Genomic DNA, 15670 nt, shown 5'->3' with positions numbered 1-15670 from the left:
GGGCGTGCGCGTGGCGGAGACCGACCGACAGCAGTAGATGCCTACCCGCTCAGTCACCGGGGAGGCGCTCCGTGCGCGCGACGGCCGTCTCGGTCGGCCGGTCGCGATCGCCCGGCGCGATCGAAAAGGCGATCGTCGCGCCGAACGCGATCAGCGAGAGGCCCGGCTGGACGAGGCCCGCGACCGACAGCGCGAGCAGGCCCAGCGCGACGGCACTCCCCAGTCGGAACTTCACGAGATCGACGTGCCGGCGAATCCAGGGGCCCGCGAGCGCGACGACCAGCGCGAACCCGACACCGATGGTCGCCGCCGCGACGCCCGCGAGGAACGGGCCGCTCGCGACGGTCCCGACGGTAAAGCCCGAGGGGTCGAGACTCACCAGCAATCCGAGCACGACGACCAGCCCCGGGTGGGGCAGCCACGCGGCCAGCCGATCGCTCGCGGTGCGTGCGCCGATCAGCGCGATCGCCGCCGCGGCGACCCGCTCGACGACCGCCTGGTCGAGCAGGGTCGCGACCGTCGGGGCGAACGCAGCCTCGACGGCGGCGAGCGCGATCACGACACTGCCCACGAGCGCGACGGTGCGGGCCCGGCGCGTCGGTGACCCCTCCAGTTCGAGGAGGACGACGACGACCGTCGCACTCCCGCCGAAGACGAGCAGTCCGACTTCGAGGACGCCACCGACGGTCGCGAGCGCGCCCGAGAGTACGAGCGCCGGGAACACCCCGTCGACGAGCGGCAGTCCCATCACGGTCGCGAGCACTCCGGTGGGCCCCTGGAGGCGCGCCTGGAGGCCCCGGAGTGCCGGACGATCGACGATGCCCATCTACGGGCGACCCCTCGGGCGTCGGATCGTCCGGAAAATGCGGTGCCACCGATCGGCCACGCCCGATGTCCCGAACGACTCCCGGCAGTCGGTGGGGAGTCCTCGGGCGCGGTTCGGCGCCGTGGTCGCGGTGGCTATCTCCATATCTATAATATTCGTCCATGGAGGCAAAAGGATACTGGGAGATCCGTTCACACGCGCCGACGACTCACTCGAGGGCCGCTGCGATCGTCTCGACGAGTGCGTCGTTGTCGGCCGGAGAGCGGATCGCGACCCGAACGTGGGTGTCGAGGCCGCGGAAGTTCCGGGCGTCCCGGACCGCGACGCCGCGTTCGCGACCCACGTCGAGGAGTCGGTCGACGGCGGCGGAATCACCGAGGTCGAGCAGGACAAATGGGGCCGAAGAGGGCGGGGCGTCGACGCCGTCGGGCAACGACTCGCGGATGCGATCGCGTTCGCTGGCGACGACACGCCGCGAGGTGCTGACGAACTCGGGGTGGTCCATACAGTGCACGATGGCCGCCTCGGCGGGCCGCCCGATCGCCCAGGGGAGGCGGCCGGCGTCGAGACGGTCGCGCAGGCGACCAGTGGCGACGGCGAACCCGGCCCGAAGCCCGGGCAGGCCGAACGTCGTCGACGGCGAGCGCACCACGATCGTTCCCGCGTGGCCCGCCATCGAGACGCGATCCGCGAACGCCAGATGGGTCTCGTCGATCACGATCGGCGTCTCGGCGTCACGACAGCGCTCGACGAGACGGGCCAGTCGGCGGTCCTCGGGCAGCCACCCGGTCGGATTGTTGGGTGCGGCGACGATCACGAGCGCGTACGGATCGGGGTCGACCTCCAACAGTGCGTCCTCGGCCACGAACGACGGTTTCGCGCCCTGGAGGCGAACCTCGCGTTCGTATTCCGCGAACGACGGTCGGGCGAGGACCACGCTGTCCCCGGCCTCGACGGTCGCGTCGATGGCCAGTCTGATCGCCCCCGTGGCTCCCGTCGTCGGGACGACCTGACTGGGTTCGACACCGAGATACTGGGCCGCAGCGGCACGAAACGAGCAGTAATCGTCGGCCGGCCGCTGTCGACTGGTGGGATAACTGCTCTCGAAGACGCGACTCACGCCGTCCGGGGTCATCGGGTTGGCCGTCCGGGAGAAATCACGCTCCCAGTGGCAGTCTCGTTCCCCACCGTGGCCGACGCGCGTCCGATCGCGCCAGTCCCACTCCATCGTGGCGTCTCGACCCTCGGCCGCCGAGCACAGATCGTCGAGAGCATCAGGTTCCATGATATTTTACTCTGACCCCTGAACGGTCCAGAGATACGCTCTCCGATTGTGGTGGAGGGGGCATAATGATTCCCATGTCGAGAATCAATACCATCTCAGAACTCACAACGCACTGCAACGGGTGCAACGTATTCCGGGCGAGACGCCCCGGCGAGACGGGTCGGCCCGTCACCCATTAGAGTTATATTTGAAACGCGATATGCGCACTGTAGATGGACGAATCGGGCGATCACCTCGACAGCGAGGTGTTGGAGTCGGTCATCGACAAGCAGTACGTCCTCGCGGCGCTCGATACCGACCAGCCCAGATCGCTCGCGGATCTCGCGGCCACGACCGACCACGCGAAATCGACGGTCAACCGGACAGTCAGGCGGTTCGAAGACGCCGGACTCGTCGACTGTCGAGTCGAGAGCAACCAGCACACGTACGTATTGACCCATCTGGGCGCACAACTCCTGGAGTGGTACGACGAGGGGCTGGGCCGGTTGGCCAACCGGCCACTCTACGAGGCGATCCCACCGTCGGCGTCGCTCCCCTGGTGGGTCGTGCAGAGCGGATCGGTCGAACTCGCGGACGCGACCGTCGCGAAACACAGCGTCTTCGATCAGATCCTCGCCTTTTTCGACCGGATCGAGACGTTTCGCGTCGTCGCGCCGAATCTGACCCGCGACGCCAACTGGACGTACCTCTCCGACCGCATCGTCGAGAAGGACCTCGACATGGAGATGATCCTCACCGATGCGTATCTCGACACGCTCATGGAGCGGTTCGGTGACCGACTGCCCATGCTGGTCGCTGAGCACGGCCTCGACGCGATGACCGTCGAGGAGCACGACTTTCCGTACGGGTTCGGGACGGGCTACTACGATGGCGGGTCGGAACTCGCGCTCATCTCCTACGACGAGAACTACTACAGCGCGAACGGGACCCTCGTCAGCGATCGGCCGGAAGCGGTCGCCTGGGGCGAGCGGCGCTACGAAACGTATCGCGAGCGCGCAGTGAATCGCAACGACGACGTGCTCGCGGCGTGCGAGTGAGCAGGCCGGTCCCGGGCGACCGCCGACCTACGCCAGCCGAAAGGACAGATCCAGCGCGGGCGCGGAGTGAGTCAGCGCGCCGACCGAGCAGACGTCGACGCCCGTTGCGGCGTAGTCGGGCGCGGTCTCGCGGGTAATCGCGCCGCTGGCTTCGACGATCGGCGCGCCGTCACCCCCGATCCGCTCGACCGCCCGCTCGACGGTCGCGGGATCCATGTTGTCGAGGAGCACGATGTCGACGCCCAGTGCGGCCGCTCGTTCGGCGTCCGCGACGGTCTCGACCTCGACTTCGATCGGCGTCGTAAACGACGCCCGCTCGCGAAACCGCTCGATGGCGTCTTCGAGGCCGAACGCCGCGACGTGGTTGTCTTTGATCATCACGGCGTGTGAACTCCCGAGCCGGTGGGTGTCGCCACCGCCGGCGGCGATCGCCCGCTTTTCGATCCCGCGCAGGCCGGGCGTAGTCTTGCGCGTGCCCGCGACGGTGACCGACGGGTCGACGGCCTCGACCGCACGGCAGATCGCGGCGGTGGCCGTCGCGATCCCCGAGGCGTGGCCCGCGAGGTTGACCGCGACGCGTTCGGCCCGGAGGACCGCTCTCGTTGGCCCCGATGCCTCGCACAGCGTCGCCCCGGCGTCGACCCGATCGCCCGCATCGACGTGGGTGTCGACCGCACAGTCCAGGCGCTCGAACACGCGTCGCGCGGCGTCGACGCCGGCGACCGTGCCCGCCTCGGTCGCGACCAGCCGCCCGGTCGCCGTCCCGGGGAGGTCGTTGGTCACGTCGTGGTGGCCCAGATCCTCGTCGAGCCAGCGGTCGATCTGAGCGTCAGTCAGCACGCGTGGCCTCCAGGCGGTGGGTGCCGACGCTGTCGGTCGCTCGGGCGGCCCGGGCGATCGATTCGGCGGTGATCGTCGCGGAATAGAGCTGGTTGAGCGACCGACTGGATCGCGTCCGGGTGTAGGCGTCGAGTTCGCCGCGGAGGCGGCCGAGTGCCGACACCGCTCGCTTCAGCCCCGCGGGCGAGCGCTCGATGCCGAGGTGCTCACCGACGATCTGCTGGAGGCGACGGCGCTTCTCGGCAGCGAACGCCGCGGGCAGGTCCGGATCGCGAGTGGGTAGCGACGGGTCGGGCGCCGGTCGGGCCTCGGACCCCGCCGCGGCCCGCCCGGCGCGCAGCCCCCAGACCAGCCCTTCGAGGAGGCTCGTACTCGCCAGGCGGTTCGCGCCGTGGACGCCCGTCCGGGCGCACTCGCCGGCGGCGAACAGGCCGGGGACCGACGTGCGCCCGCGCTCGTCGACCGCGATACCGCCACAGAGGAAGTGCTGGGCCGGCCCGACCGGAATGCCCGCATCGGGATCGACGCCGCGATCCGCCAGCCGATCGGCCAGGCCGGGAAACTCCGCGCGGAACGGTATCGCGGAGACGTCCAGCGTGACCCGGCCGGTCCGGTCGCGCTCGCGGGCCACCGCACGGGCGACGACGTCCCGTGGCGCGAGTTCGGCGTCGGGGTGGACCGACGGCATGAACCGCTCGCCGTCGGCGTTCCACAAGACCGCGCCGGCGCCACGGACCGCCTCGCTCACGAGCAGGGTTTCGCCGTCCAGATACACCGTCGGGTGAAACTGGACGAAGGGGAGATCCGCCAGATCCGCCCCGGCCTGGGCAGCCATCGCGATGCCGTCGCCGGTCGCACCCGGTGGGTTCGTCGTCTCGGGGTACAGGCCGCCGATCCCGCCGGTCGCGAGGACCGTCCCGCCGGCCCGGATCGGCTCGCGGCCCTCCAGGACCGCGCCGCCGACGCCCGATGCCCCGACGAGGAGGTCGAGCGCGGCGGTATCGGTCCGGACGGTCACCGCCGAGCGCCGGGCGACGGTCTCGAAGAGGCGCTGTTCGATCGACTGGCCGGTGGCCGCGTCGACGTGGAGCACGCGCGGCCGAGCGTGGCCGGCCTCGTGGCTGAAGTCGTACTCCTCGCCGTCGCGGTCGAAGTCGACGCCGGCCGTCTCGACGAGCACGTCTTCGACGGCCGCGCGGGCGTCGCCGACGAGCGATTCGACCGTCGCGCGGTCGGCCGTCCCATCGCTGGCGGTGACGATGTCCTCGACGAACGCCCGTTCGTCCTCCCGGGGCACCGCGATGCCGCCCTGGGCCCACCAGGTCGCGGTGTCGCGTGGCTCGGTCGCGGTCGTCACGAGGTCGACGTCGCTTCCCGCGCGGGCCGCGCCGAGCGCCGCCGCACAGCCCGCGATTCCGCTGCCGATGACGAGCACCCGGCTCATAGATCGAGCATGCGATCGAGCGCGGTTCGCGCGTACTCGGCGGTCTCGGGGTCGACCGAGACGACGTTCGGCGTCGACCCGTCAGCGATCGATTCGAGCACCCAGAGCACCGCCGCGGGGTCGATCTGGCGCATCGCGTTGCAGTCCGAGCAGGCGTCCCCGCACAGCGCGCGGACGTCGGCGTCGGCCCACCGATCGAGGTGGTTCACCATGTGGATCTCGGTCCCGACCGCCCAGGTCTCGCCCGGATCGGCGTCTTCGATCAACGTGCGGATCTGGGCGGTCGAGCCCACCGCGTCGGCACTCTCGACGACCGACGGGCGACACTCGGGGTGGACGACGACGCTGACCTCGGGGTCCTCGGCCCGGACCGCCTCGACGTGGTCGGTCGTGAACCGATCGTGGACCTGACAGTAGCCGTCCCAGACGACGAGGTCGTTGTCGAGTGCCGTCGCGGGGTCGAGGCCGTCGGGGTCCCAGGGGTCGTAGATCACCGTGGCGTCGTCGATCCCCAGATCGCGGGCCGTGTTGACGCCGAGGTGTTTGTCCGGGAGAAAGAGGACCGTCTCGCCCCGGTCGAGCGCCCACTCGAACGCCCGGGCGGCGTTCGAGGACGTACAGACCAGGCCGCCGTGTTCGCCACAGAACGCCTTCAGGTCCGCGTACGAGTTCATATAGCAGATCGGCACGATCGAGTCGGCACTCGCCACCTCGGTCAGGTCGGCCCAGGCCGCGTCGACCTGCAGCGCCTCGGCCATCCCCGCCATCGGACAGGAGGCCTCGACGCTCGGGAGGACGACCGACTGATCGGCGTCGGTGATGATGTCCGCGGACTCGGCCATGAAGGTGACGCCGGCGAACACGACCGTCTCGGCGTCGGCCTCCGCCGCGCGCGTGCTGAGTGCGTACGAATCACCGACGAAATCCGCCAGTTCGACGATCTCCTCGCGCTGGTAGTTGTGGCCCAGGACGAGGACGTCGTCGCCCAGTTCGGCCCGCACCGCCGCGATGCGCTCCTGGCGACGCGCTGGATCCAGATCCCGATACGCCTCGGGGACGGGATCCAGATCGTCGTATTTGAACAGACTCAGTTCGCTGTCGAACGATGCGGTGTCCATGGCAGGCATTCTGGGACTCCTGTGAGTAGCAGTCGCTATCAGCCCGACTTTGAAAAATATTTCTCTTCAATACACCCGATCGGTGTTTTCTCCGCCCCTCGAACGACGTTCGAAGATGTTCGAACGAACGGACCGGTCTCGCCAGTACCGATCGGTCCCAATGTAGACGATCAAATACCGATCGTCTGACAAAGCGGCAGTTGTTACCGGATGGTCGCGACGAGCGGGCGACCGGTCCCTCGGCTCACTCGACGCTGGCCCGCCCGCTCGTGGCGCTCGCGATGCGGTCTTCGAGGGCCTCGCGGTCCGCCGAGGGCACCCGGACGTCGAAGGTGACGCGTTCGGCGTACTCGGCGTCGAATTCGACGCCCTCGCTGTCGAGGATGGCGCGAACCGAACCCGAGTCGTCGTAGGTACAGGTGATCGAAAGGCAGTCGTGTGGCCGGCGGGTGACGACGCCGGCGTCCGCGATGGCCTCCCGTGTCGCCCGGGAGTAAGCCTTGACGAGGCCGCCGACGCCGAGTTCGGTCCCACCGAAATGCCGGACGATCGCCACCGCGACGTCGAGGAGGTCCTCGCCGTCCAGCACGCCCAGCGCGGGCTTGCCGGCCGACCCGCTGGGTTCGCCGTCGCCGTCGGCGTATCTCCGCACGGGATCGGCCCGCACGCGATAGGCGAGAACGTGGTGGGTCGCGTCGGGGTCGGCCTCGCGAACCGACGCGTGCAGCGCCTCGGCGTCAGCGACCGTCTCGACTGGCTCGGCAATCCCGAAAAACTCCGAGCCGGCCACGGAAAACGCGGCCTCGCCACGACCCTCGATCGTCCGATACGTTTCGCTCACGGCCCGAGTTGTGCGGCGAGCGCCGAGTCAGTTCTGATCGCCCGGCGGTTGCTGGCGGAGCGCGTCGATCCGATCGCGCAGGCGGTCGAGTTCGGACTCGATGGCCTCACGCCGGTCGATCAGTCCGCCGAGTTCCTCGGTCGACAGCGTGCGATCGCCGGTGGCCTCCAGGGCGTCGGTCGTCGCGCCGAGCAAGCCCTCGACGACGGTGAGGAGTTCGGCGGGCGACTCACGGGCGCGAAACCGCTCGACCGACCCGCTCGTCAGGCCGTACTCGACGATCGGGCGCTCGGCGTCGGCGTCGTAGGTGATCGTCGTGTCGATCGCCGTCACGGGGTTGTGCCGCCCGTCGAGGACTTCACTCCTGACGACGGCGAAGGAGTCGGAGAGGGCTCCGAACGACGCTTCGAGGTCGCGGAGGCGGTCGGCCGCACTCACGTCCAGGGTGGCCTCGACGTCACCGAAAAACTGCTGTGAGCCCGAGAGCGTGAGCGTGAGCGCGAGAAAGAGTTCGCGATCCGTGCGTGCGAGCCCACGGACGTCGGCCCGGACCGCCGCGGCGTCACCCGTCAGCCGCCGACGGTCCAACTCGGCCAGCAACGCCCGCACCGTCGCCTCGCGGTCGAGAACGGCCGTCGCCATCTGGCCGGAGACATCGTCCATACCGGCCGAACGCACCCGCTCAAGAAACGCCTGGTGGCCGCCGTTACTCGGCCGCCGCTTCGGCTTCCTCTTCCTCGTCGACGGTGTCGTTGCCGCCACGGTCTTCTTCGTCCGATCGGGCGGCGACGAGGCCACCACGGGCGACCGAATACATCGCTTCGTCGACCTCGTGGACGCCACTGATCGAGAACGGAATATCCGCCTCTTCGAGGTGGCGCTCGAACAGTTTCGTGAAGCCGTCGGGCATCGAGGTGCCGCCGGTGACGACGACGGGCACGTCGAGGCCTTCCTCGACGTCTTCCTCGTCGACTTCCTTCGCGATGTTCTCGATGACGTAGTCGAGCAGGTTCTCGTAGTAAATCGAGAGCGCGCCCTCGACGCCACCGACGTCGGTCTCGAAGTCGAGTTCGAAGTCGTCCTCTTTGATCGAGGTGACCTTGTCGACGGGCGTGCCCGTCGCTGTCGCGGCCTGCTCGTCGATCCAGTCGCCACCACGGGCGACCGAGAACTTCATGACCGGCACGGCGTAGTACGCCAGACAGACGTTCGTCATGCCCGCGCCGAACGAAATCCCCAGCCCAGTGAAGTCGTTGTCCGCGAGATCGCTATAGATCACGGACATGCCCTCGTTGATCGGCTCGGCGTCGTAGCCCATCTCGTCGAGGAACGACTGGATCGTCTTCTGGTGATACAGCGTCGAGAGATCCGAGTCGATCGGGTCTGCCGGTGTCGAGAAATAGCACTTCTCGTTGGGGAACTCCGGCGAACCGACGACCTGTTCGATGATGAGCTTCATCATCGGGATGGCCGATTTCTCGTCGGCCGAGAGGATCCCGTGTTTCATCGGGCGACGGGTCTCCTTGTTGAAGATGTTCGCGAAGTTGAGTGCGTCGTCACCGACGACGTACACTTTGTCGTCTTTTCGGATGTGGAGAACGTCCGAGCGGCTGAGCATCTCCTCGGCCATGTCGGAGTATTCGATCTCCACGAAGGAATTTCGCTGTTGGACGAAAACCGTCTCGTTTCCTTCTTGCTGTGCCGAGAGAATGTTCATCGTGCCGACGTCGAGGCCTTTCGCCATGGTCGTTTCCACAGTTGGGTCTGCGAGTAATAAAACTACGGCATTTTCGCCTCCGAGCGAACGTACGGCCCGGTTCGCGACTCGTGGCCGGTCAGGACCCGCGGCCGAACAGCGAGCGTACGCGGTCAGCGATCGCCCCGATCGGACCGATGCGTTCGGCGCGATCGGTCACGTCACTGAGTCGGCCGACGGTCTGACTCGGTTCGCCCGCCTCACCCGCTCGTTTGCGGTCGCGAAGGTCGTTCAGCGCCGCGGTCTGGTCGTCGACGGTCGATTCGGACGTGGCGGTCTTGGCCTCGCCGGCTTTCATCGAACTCAGTCCGGCGACCTGGTCGTCGACGCCCCGATCGCTCGTGGTCTTGGTCGCCTCGACTTGCATCCCCGAGAGGTCCGCGTCGCCAAAGTCGGTGTTCAACTTCAGCGCGGTGCCCTCGTGTTTCTCGACGCCGCCCCAGGTCAACTCGACGCCTTCCATCGCCGTGTCGATATCGTCGCGGATCTGTTCGTCGGAGTAGGACTCTTCGTCCTGCTCGTCGTCTTCGTCGGGCGCCTGGATGTCGGCCGGGCCGGGTTTCTGGCGGGCGATGAGGTAGGCGATCAGCGCCGTCGCGGTCGCCGCGAGCAAGACCGCGAGCCCGACGGCGTAGATCAGGACGATCTGTCCGCTGTAGTCGGCCTGACCGGTCCCCGCGACGTTGAAGTTGTACGGATACGCCGTGTAGAACCAGGCCGTCGCGATCAGCGTGAACACCGTCCCGACCGCGCCCCCGACGATCGCCTTGCGCTCGACCGGGAGCAAGACGATCACCCCGAGCAAAATCATGGGGACGCCCACGAGCCCCACGGAAAACCCGGCTCTCCGGGCCGGATAGTACAGGCCCTCGTAGGGTTGGGCCGTCGTGCTCACCAGGAAGGCGACCAGTGCGATCGCGCCGAAGGCGATCCCGGCGAAAAACAGGCCGAACCCGGCGTACACGTCGACGTATTCGTCCGGTTCCCCGAAGAACCGTCGGTAGTACTCGATCAACGCGTTCTCCGGGAGGTCCTCGGCGTCGGTGGCCATACTGGTCATGACGGCCTCCTCTGTAATTATTGTTCCCCACTCGCACGATCGACGGGCCCACCCGGCGGGTCCGATCGGTCCTATGTCCGCAGGCAGTACAGTTAGGAGTCTCCCGCTGTTATGGCCCCTCACGATCGGCGTTGGCACGACTGCCGACATCACCCACGGACCAAACGACCATGATGACCCAGCACACGACACGTCGGCCGGTCACAGCAGCACCGAACACGAGAGTGGACCACGCATGACGGAGTCATCGGCCCAGACGACCGATGTCGAAACGGCAGCGGCCGACGCCCAGCGCGTCGTCGAGAACGTCGAACGAGTGATCGTCGGTCACCGCGAGACGATCGAGCACGTGCTGACGGCCCTGCTCGGTCGCGGGCACGTCCTGATCGACGACGTGCCGGGCACGGGCAAGACGATGCTCTCGCGGGCGTTCGCGCGCTCGATCGGCGGCTCGTTCTCGCGGGTCCAGTTCACACCCGACCTGCTGCCCTCGGACGTGACGGGCGTCAACGTGTTCGATCAGGCCACGGGGACGTTCGCGTTCCGCGAGGGGCCGGTGTTCGCGAACGTCGTGCTGGGCGACGAGATCAATCGTGCGCCGCCGAAGACCCAGAGCGCGCTGCTCGAAGCGATGGAAGAGAGTCAGGTCACCGTCGACGGCGAGACCCACTCGTTGCCCGACCCCTTCACCGTGATCGCGACCCAGAACGACATCGAGCGCGATCGGACGTTCGATCTGCCGATGGCCGAACTCGACCGATTCATGAAACGCGTCTCGCTGGGCTATCCCGATCAAAGCGAGGAGGCCGAGATCCTGGAGCGAGTCGTCGCGGACCATCCGATCGACGACCTCGATCCCGCCGTCGATCTGTCGGCGTTCCAGGCGATGCGCGCGACCGCCGCGGGCGTCCGCACCGAACAGCCCCTCCGGGAGTACGTCACCCGGCTGACGGCCTACACCCGCGAACACGCCGTCCTGGGTGCGAGTCCGCGGGCGGCGATCTTGCTCGTGCGGGCCGCCCAGGGACGGGCACTGCTCGACGGCCGAGAGTACGTCGTTCCCGACGACGTCACCAGCGAGGCCCCGGTCGTCCTCCCCCACCGGATCCGGACCGGATCGACCGATCGGTCCGCCGAAGCGCTCGTCACGGAGGCCATCGAGACCGTCCCGATCGAATGATCCGACCGACCTGGCGGGGCCTGGCCGTCGCGATCGTGGCGATCGCCGCCATCGCCCAGGCGTGGGCGTTCGGTCCGCGGACACTGAACGCCGTGGCGGTGCCCGCTGTCGTCGCGCTCGCAGTCGGGTTCGTCCAGATCGCGATTGCGGACCTGCGCCTCGACCTGCCACGGCTGCGCGACGACCACGAGGGCACGACGGTGACGGCAGACTGTACGCTGACCGGCCACCGCGGCCTGCTCGCCACCGCCCAGGTGGATACCGACGGGGTGACAATCGACGGGCCGATCGCGGGTGTCGTCCCCACCGGACGGACGTGTCGCGTAACGCTCACCGATCGCGGGACGGCCACGCTCGGGCCGGGGCGAGCCGTCGTCCGCGATCGAATGGGGCTCTGGCGGCGCTCGCGCTCGCTCGACGAGCGCGTGACGACGACGGTGTTTCCGCGCGTGCTCGATCTCGTCCCCGAGGGCCCGCTCGCGCCGCTGATCGACCCGACGGGGGGCATCGAACGCCAGGAGTTCGATCGCGTTCGGGAGTACGTCCCGGGGGACCCACTGAGCGACGTCCACTGGGCGAGTACGGCCAAGCGGCCCGACGAACTCTACGTCGTCGAATTCGCGGATCGACGACCGGACGAGGACGTCCTCGTCGCCGCGAGTGGGCCACGACGCGAGGCCGACGCCATCGCGGAGGCGACCGCGTCGGTCGCCATCGCCGCGCTGACCGCCGGCCGATCGGTCGGCCTCGTCGCCGGCGACGAGGTGATCGAACCGGGCCGGGGTCGCGACCATCGGTACGAACTCCTGACCGCACTCGCTGCCTACGACGGCGAGCGGACACCACCCGACGCCTGGGCGAACGCGACGGTCCAGGTCACCGACGGGACCGACGGGCCACGCGTGACCGTCGGTGACGCGACGATTCCGTTCGACCGCCTCCGGGCAGATCGGAGCGTCGAGCGCACCCCCACCGCGGAGGGATCGGCGTGATCGAACGCCCAACGCGGGTCGACTGGCTCGGATACCTCGGCGCGGCGCTCATGCTCGGGGCGTTCGTCGCCGTGCTCGGGCACTTCGTCGACGTGGTGGCCGTCCCGGGTGAACTGACCAGTGGGTCGACCCGGTTTTATCTGATCGTCGCCGCAGCGATCGTCGCCGGGACCGTCCTCGCGCGAGTCGTCTCGATCCGGATCGCCGTCCCGCTCGGACTGGCACTGTTCGCCGGCGGGCTGTGGTGGTATCTCCAGACGATCGACGCGGGTGCGATCGACACCGGCGAACAGATCGGGTACGTCGCCGCGATGGCCGCCGGCCAGTCCGTCCTCGACATCCAGAGTCTGGAGACCTGGATCCTCGGCGTGACGCCCGCACCTGTCTTCCTGGGGTGGTATCTCACCGTCAGAGGCCGGTACGTCGAGAGTGCCGTCGTGGGCACGATCGCGGTCGGCACGGTCGTGCTCACCGGCGACGCCGGTCACGCGATCACACTGCTCGCGACGATCGGTGGCCTCGCACTCCTCGCCGCGGCGGCGATCGACCACCACGACGGGTCGTTGAGTGACGGCGCGAGTGTGGCGACCATCGCCGGAATCGTCGTGATCGCGACGCTGTCGGTCTCGATCGTCCCCGCGAGCGGCGCCTACGTCGTCAGCCCGACGACGGGCGTTCAAGAGAGCACGGACAGCGATCCGGGCAGCCTCGACGGCGGCCTCCACCCGGGGGGCGACCGCCTGGCCGTCCAGGGGTCGGTCTCGCTCTCGCCGGAGGTGCTGTTCAGCGTCCGGAGCGACCGGGCGAGTTACTGGCGGACGGGATCGTACGACACCTACACCGGCGGCGGGTGGATCAGGCGATCGAACGCCGCCGAACGGTATCTCACCCCGCCAGAGGGGGCGAGCCAGTCTGTGATCCAGGAGTACCGGATTCAGCGCCGGATGAACGCGATGCCCGCCGTCTGGCGGCCCATCGCACTCGACAACGAGACGTACGTCCTGACCGACGGCCAGGGTGGCCTGGTCCCCCGGGAACCACTCGACGCGGGTGACAGCTACAGGCTCCAGAGTGCGGCCCCGGCGGCGACCAACGCACAACTCCAGGCCGCCGACGGGCCGGTGCCCGCGGACATCGCCGGCACCTATCAGCAGTTGCCCGACAGCACGCCCGACCGCGTCGCAGAGCGGACCGATCGAGTGACCGCCAACGCCGAGACGCCGTACGAGACCGCGGTCGCGATCGAGCGATATCTCGAATCGTCGAACGACTACTCGCTGTCGGTCTCTCGGCCCCGAACGAACGTCGCGGACAGCTTCCTGTTCGAGATGGACGCGGGCTACTGTACGTACTTCGCGACGACGATGGCCGTCATGCTCCGCACCCAGGACATCCCCGCGCGGATGGTCACCGGGTACGGAACGGGCCAGCGCGTCGGGCCCGACGAGTGGGTGGTGCGCGGACAGAACGCCCACGCCTGGGTCGAAGTCTACCTCTCGGGGGTGGGCTGGGTCCGATTCGATCCGACGCCGTCCGGGCCACGAACGTCGACGGCAGAAAACCGACTCGAAGCGGCCCGCGAGGAGGGTGCCCCGAACGTCGACCTGAACGATTCTGTCGAGGGCGAGTGGACGCCGTCGGCGCCCGAGACGACCGCCGACCCGAGCGACGCTCCGCAGACGACGATTCCCCCAGCCCCCCAGGCCGTCATCGACGCACCGATTACGCCCGGAAGCGGGCTGACGGCAACGACCGAGACGCCCGCCGCCGGAAACGACGGCGACGGCGGCGACTGGTGGCTCTGGCTGATCGGGTTCGGCGGTCTCGCCGTCGGCGTCCGCCAGTCCGGCCTCGCGGGAGCGGGCTATCGCCTGGTCTGGCTGGTCCATCAACCGCGATCCGAACCCGCCGCCGACGTCGAACGCGCCTTCGAGCGCACGATGGCGCTGCTGGCCGCCGCCCACCGCCCGCGACGGCCCGCCGAACCGGTCGCGGACTACCTCGACAGCGTCGGGGCCGACGAGGCCGCGCGTCGCGTCGCAGCGATTCGCGAACGCTCCCACTACGGCGGCCAGGTCGAGCGGGCCCGCGCCGACGAGGCCCGCGCGGCGGCCGGGAGCGTCCGACGTGCAGTGGGGATCCGAACGCTGGTCACGGCGGCGTTGTGGCCCGTCATCGCCCTCCTGCCGTGGAGTCCCGACAGTGTTTAATAGGTCGCTTCCGAAACAGGGTGCGTAATGGCGGAAGTCTGCCCGACGTGTGGGTTGCCCGAAGAGCTCTGCGTTTGTGAGGATGTCGCCAAGGAGTCACAGGAGATATCGATTCACATCGACGAGCGTCGCTACGGCAAAGAAGTCACGATCATCACGGGCTTCGACCCCAGCGACGTGGACATGGACAGCCTCTCCTCGGACCTCAAGTCCAAGTTCGCCTGTGGAGGGACTGTCGAGGACGACCAGATCGAACTCCAGGGGAATCACACCGGTCGCGTCGAAGACTTCCTTCGAGAGAAGGGATACAACGTCGCCTGACCGATCAGCCTGTTCTGTCGGCGCTTCAGAGTGACTCGATCAGCGGTCACGCCGTTCAGAACAGCAGGCCGATCACGTCGTCACGCCCCGCTTCGTGGAGGTGCTCTCGAACGGCGGACTCCAGCGCGTCGATCGATCCGCGTTTCGCGGTGATCGGTGCGATGGTGTCTTGCCACTGCTGCCAGGGCCCCGGCAGGCCCAGACGATCACAGAGTTCGTTCAGACGCTCGTCACGGTCATCGACCTTGTCCATCTTGTTGACGGCGACGACCGTCGGGATCCCGACGTCCTGGAGGAAGGCGAACAACTCGACGACGTGGGCCACCTCGTCGGGGCCCGTATGCCGATCGATGATGTCGATGACGGCCTTCCCGTCGACGACGAGCACGGCGACGAGCCCGTGATCGGCGTAGCGTTCGACGTACTGGATCACGTCGGTTTTGATGCGCTCGCGATCGGCCTCGGAGACTCCCGCCATGAACCCGAACCCGGGCAGGTCCGTGAGGACCATACTCGGGTGCGTCCAGTCGAAGTGGTTGGGCGCCTGGGTCACACCGGGTCGCTGGCCGGTCTCGACCGCGTGGCCGGTGAGTTCGGCCATCAGCGTCGACTTCCCGACGTTCGACCGGCCGAGCAGGAAGATTTCGTACTCACGGTCGGGTCGGGACTCGAACATACCGCGCATTTTCTGTCCAGAGCGATAAGGCTGTCCCGCTCGATCGGACCGATTCGTCCCCGCCCGACCGGGCGACGGGGGCGC

15 protein-coding genes are annotated in these 15670 nt (G+C 68.3%); 5 read left to right on the top strand and 10 right to left on the bottom strand.

The features are described from left to right. Positions 1 to 49: 49 nt before the first annotated feature. Complete coding sequence (locus HARCEL1_RS01930; RefSeq protein ID WP_108380926.1) at positions 50 to 826, bottom strand: DUF5794 domain-containing protein; 777 nt, start codon at positions 824 to 826, stop codon at positions 50 to 52. A 208-nt stretch (positions 827 to 1034) separates the two neighbouring features. Continuing rightward, the gene (locus tag HARCEL1_RS01925) at positions 1035 to 2111 is read right to left on the bottom strand and encodes a pyridoxal phosphate-dependent aminotransferase (RefSeq protein ID WP_108380925.1); all 1077 of its coding nucleotides are present in this window, start codon (positions 2109 to 2111) and stop codon (positions 1035 to 1037) included. 212 nt (positions 2112 to 2323) lie between these two features. Between HARCEL1_RS01925 and HARCEL1_RS01920 the strand changes: the two genes are divergently transcribed. Next, positions 2324 to 3148, top strand: coding sequence for a helix-turn-helix transcriptional regulator (locus HARCEL1_RS01920; protein WP_108380924.1), 825 nt, complete (start codon positions 2324 to 2326; stop codon positions 3146 to 3148). A gap of 27 nt (positions 3149 to 3175) precedes the next feature. On the opposite strand, the gene nadC is transcribed toward HARCEL1_RS01920, so the two are convergent. The 7 genes from nadC to HARCEL1_RS01885 form a co-directional block, all read right to left on the bottom strand. Beyond that, positions 3176 to 3988 (bottom strand): carboxylating nicotinate-nucleotide diphosphorylase, encoded by an 813-nt coding sequence (gene nadC, locus HARCEL1_RS01915; RefSeq protein ID WP_108380923.1) that lies wholly within the window; start codon positions 3986 to 3988, stop codon positions 3176 to 3178. After that, positions 3978 to 5432: an L-aspartate oxidase gene (locus tag HARCEL1_RS01910; RefSeq protein ID WP_108380922.1), complete on the bottom strand. Its 1455-nt coding sequence runs from the start codon at positions 5430 to 5432 to the stop codon at positions 3978 to 3980. The genes nadC and HARCEL1_RS01910 overlap by 11 nt, the downstream gene beginning before the upstream one ends. Further along, positions 5429 to 6550, bottom strand: a complete 1122-nt coding sequence (nadA, locus tag HARCEL1_RS01905) for a quinolinate synthase NadA (protein WP_174182912.1) — start codon at positions 6548 to 6550, stop codon at positions 5429 to 5431. The genes HARCEL1_RS01910 and nadA overlap by 4 nt, the downstream gene beginning before the upstream one ends. Positions 6551 to 6794: 244 nt before the next feature. After that, positions 6795 to 7391, bottom strand: coding sequence for an IMPACT family protein (locus tag HARCEL1_RS01900; RefSeq protein WP_108380920.1), 597 nt, complete (start codon positions 7389 to 7391; stop codon positions 6795 to 6797). A 27-nt stretch (positions 7392 to 7418) separates the two neighbouring features. Further along, positions 7419 to 8054, bottom strand: coding sequence for a hypothetical protein (locus tag HARCEL1_RS01895; RefSeq protein ID WP_108380919.1), 636 nt, complete (start codon positions 8052 to 8054; stop codon positions 7419 to 7421). A 43-nt stretch (positions 8055 to 8097) separates the two neighbouring features. Continuing rightward, positions 8098 to 9135, bottom strand: a complete 1038-nt coding sequence (locus tag HARCEL1_RS01890) for a disk-shape morphogenesis protein volactin (protein ID WP_108380918.1) — start codon at positions 9133 to 9135, stop codon at positions 8098 to 8100. A 91-nt stretch (positions 9136 to 9226) separates the two neighbouring features. Continuing rightward, positions 9227 to 10198, bottom strand: a complete 972-nt coding sequence (locus HARCEL1_RS01885; protein ID WP_108380917.1) for a DUF7139 domain-containing protein — start codon at positions 10196 to 10198, stop codon at positions 9227 to 9229. Positions 10199 to 10442: 244 nt separating this feature from the next. Between HARCEL1_RS01885 and HARCEL1_RS01880 the strand changes: the two genes are divergently transcribed. The 4 genes from HARCEL1_RS01880 to yciH are packed head-to-tail and all read left to right on the top strand — an operon-like array spanning position 10443 to position 14910. After that, entirely contained in the window at positions 10443 to 11387 is a 945-nt protein-coding gene (locus tag HARCEL1_RS01880) for an AAA family ATPase (protein ID WP_108380916.1), read from the top strand. Beyond that, positions 11384 to 12379 (top strand): DUF58 domain-containing protein, encoded by a 996-nt coding sequence (locus HARCEL1_RS01875; protein WP_108380915.1) that lies wholly within the window; start codon positions 11384 to 11386, stop codon positions 12377 to 12379. The genes HARCEL1_RS01880 and HARCEL1_RS01875 overlap by 4 nt, the downstream gene beginning before the upstream one ends. Beyond that, entirely contained in the window at positions 12376 to 14589 is a 2214-nt protein-coding gene (locus HARCEL1_RS01870) for a transglutaminase family protein (RefSeq protein ID WP_108380914.1), read from the top strand. Before HARCEL1_RS01875 ends, HARCEL1_RS01870 begins: the two co-directional genes overlap by 4 nt. 27 nt (positions 14590 to 14616) lie before the next feature. After that, positions 14617 to 14910: a stress response translation initiation inhibitor YciH gene (yciH, locus tag HARCEL1_RS01865; RefSeq protein ID WP_108380913.1), complete on the top strand. Its 294-nt coding sequence runs from the start codon at positions 14617 to 14619 to the stop codon at positions 14908 to 14910. A 55-nt stretch (positions 14911 to 14965) separates the two neighbouring features. On the opposite strand, the gene engB is transcribed toward yciH, so the two are convergent. Further along, positions 14966 to 15586, bottom strand: a complete 621-nt coding sequence (gene engB / locus HARCEL1_RS01860) for a GTP-binding protein EngB (RefSeq protein WP_108380912.1) — start codon at positions 15584 to 15586, stop codon at positions 14966 to 14968. Between the last annotated feature and the right edge of the window lie 84 nt (positions 15587 to 15670).

The sequence above is a fragment of the Halococcoides cellulosivorans genome, assembly GCF_003058365.1.
GTDB lineage: Archaea > Halobacteriota > Halobacteria > Halobacteriales > Haloarculaceae > Halococcoides > Halococcoides cellulosivorans.
Note: the sequence above shows the minus strand (reverse complement) of the source record. Positions and strands in the feature narration are given on the sequence as shown.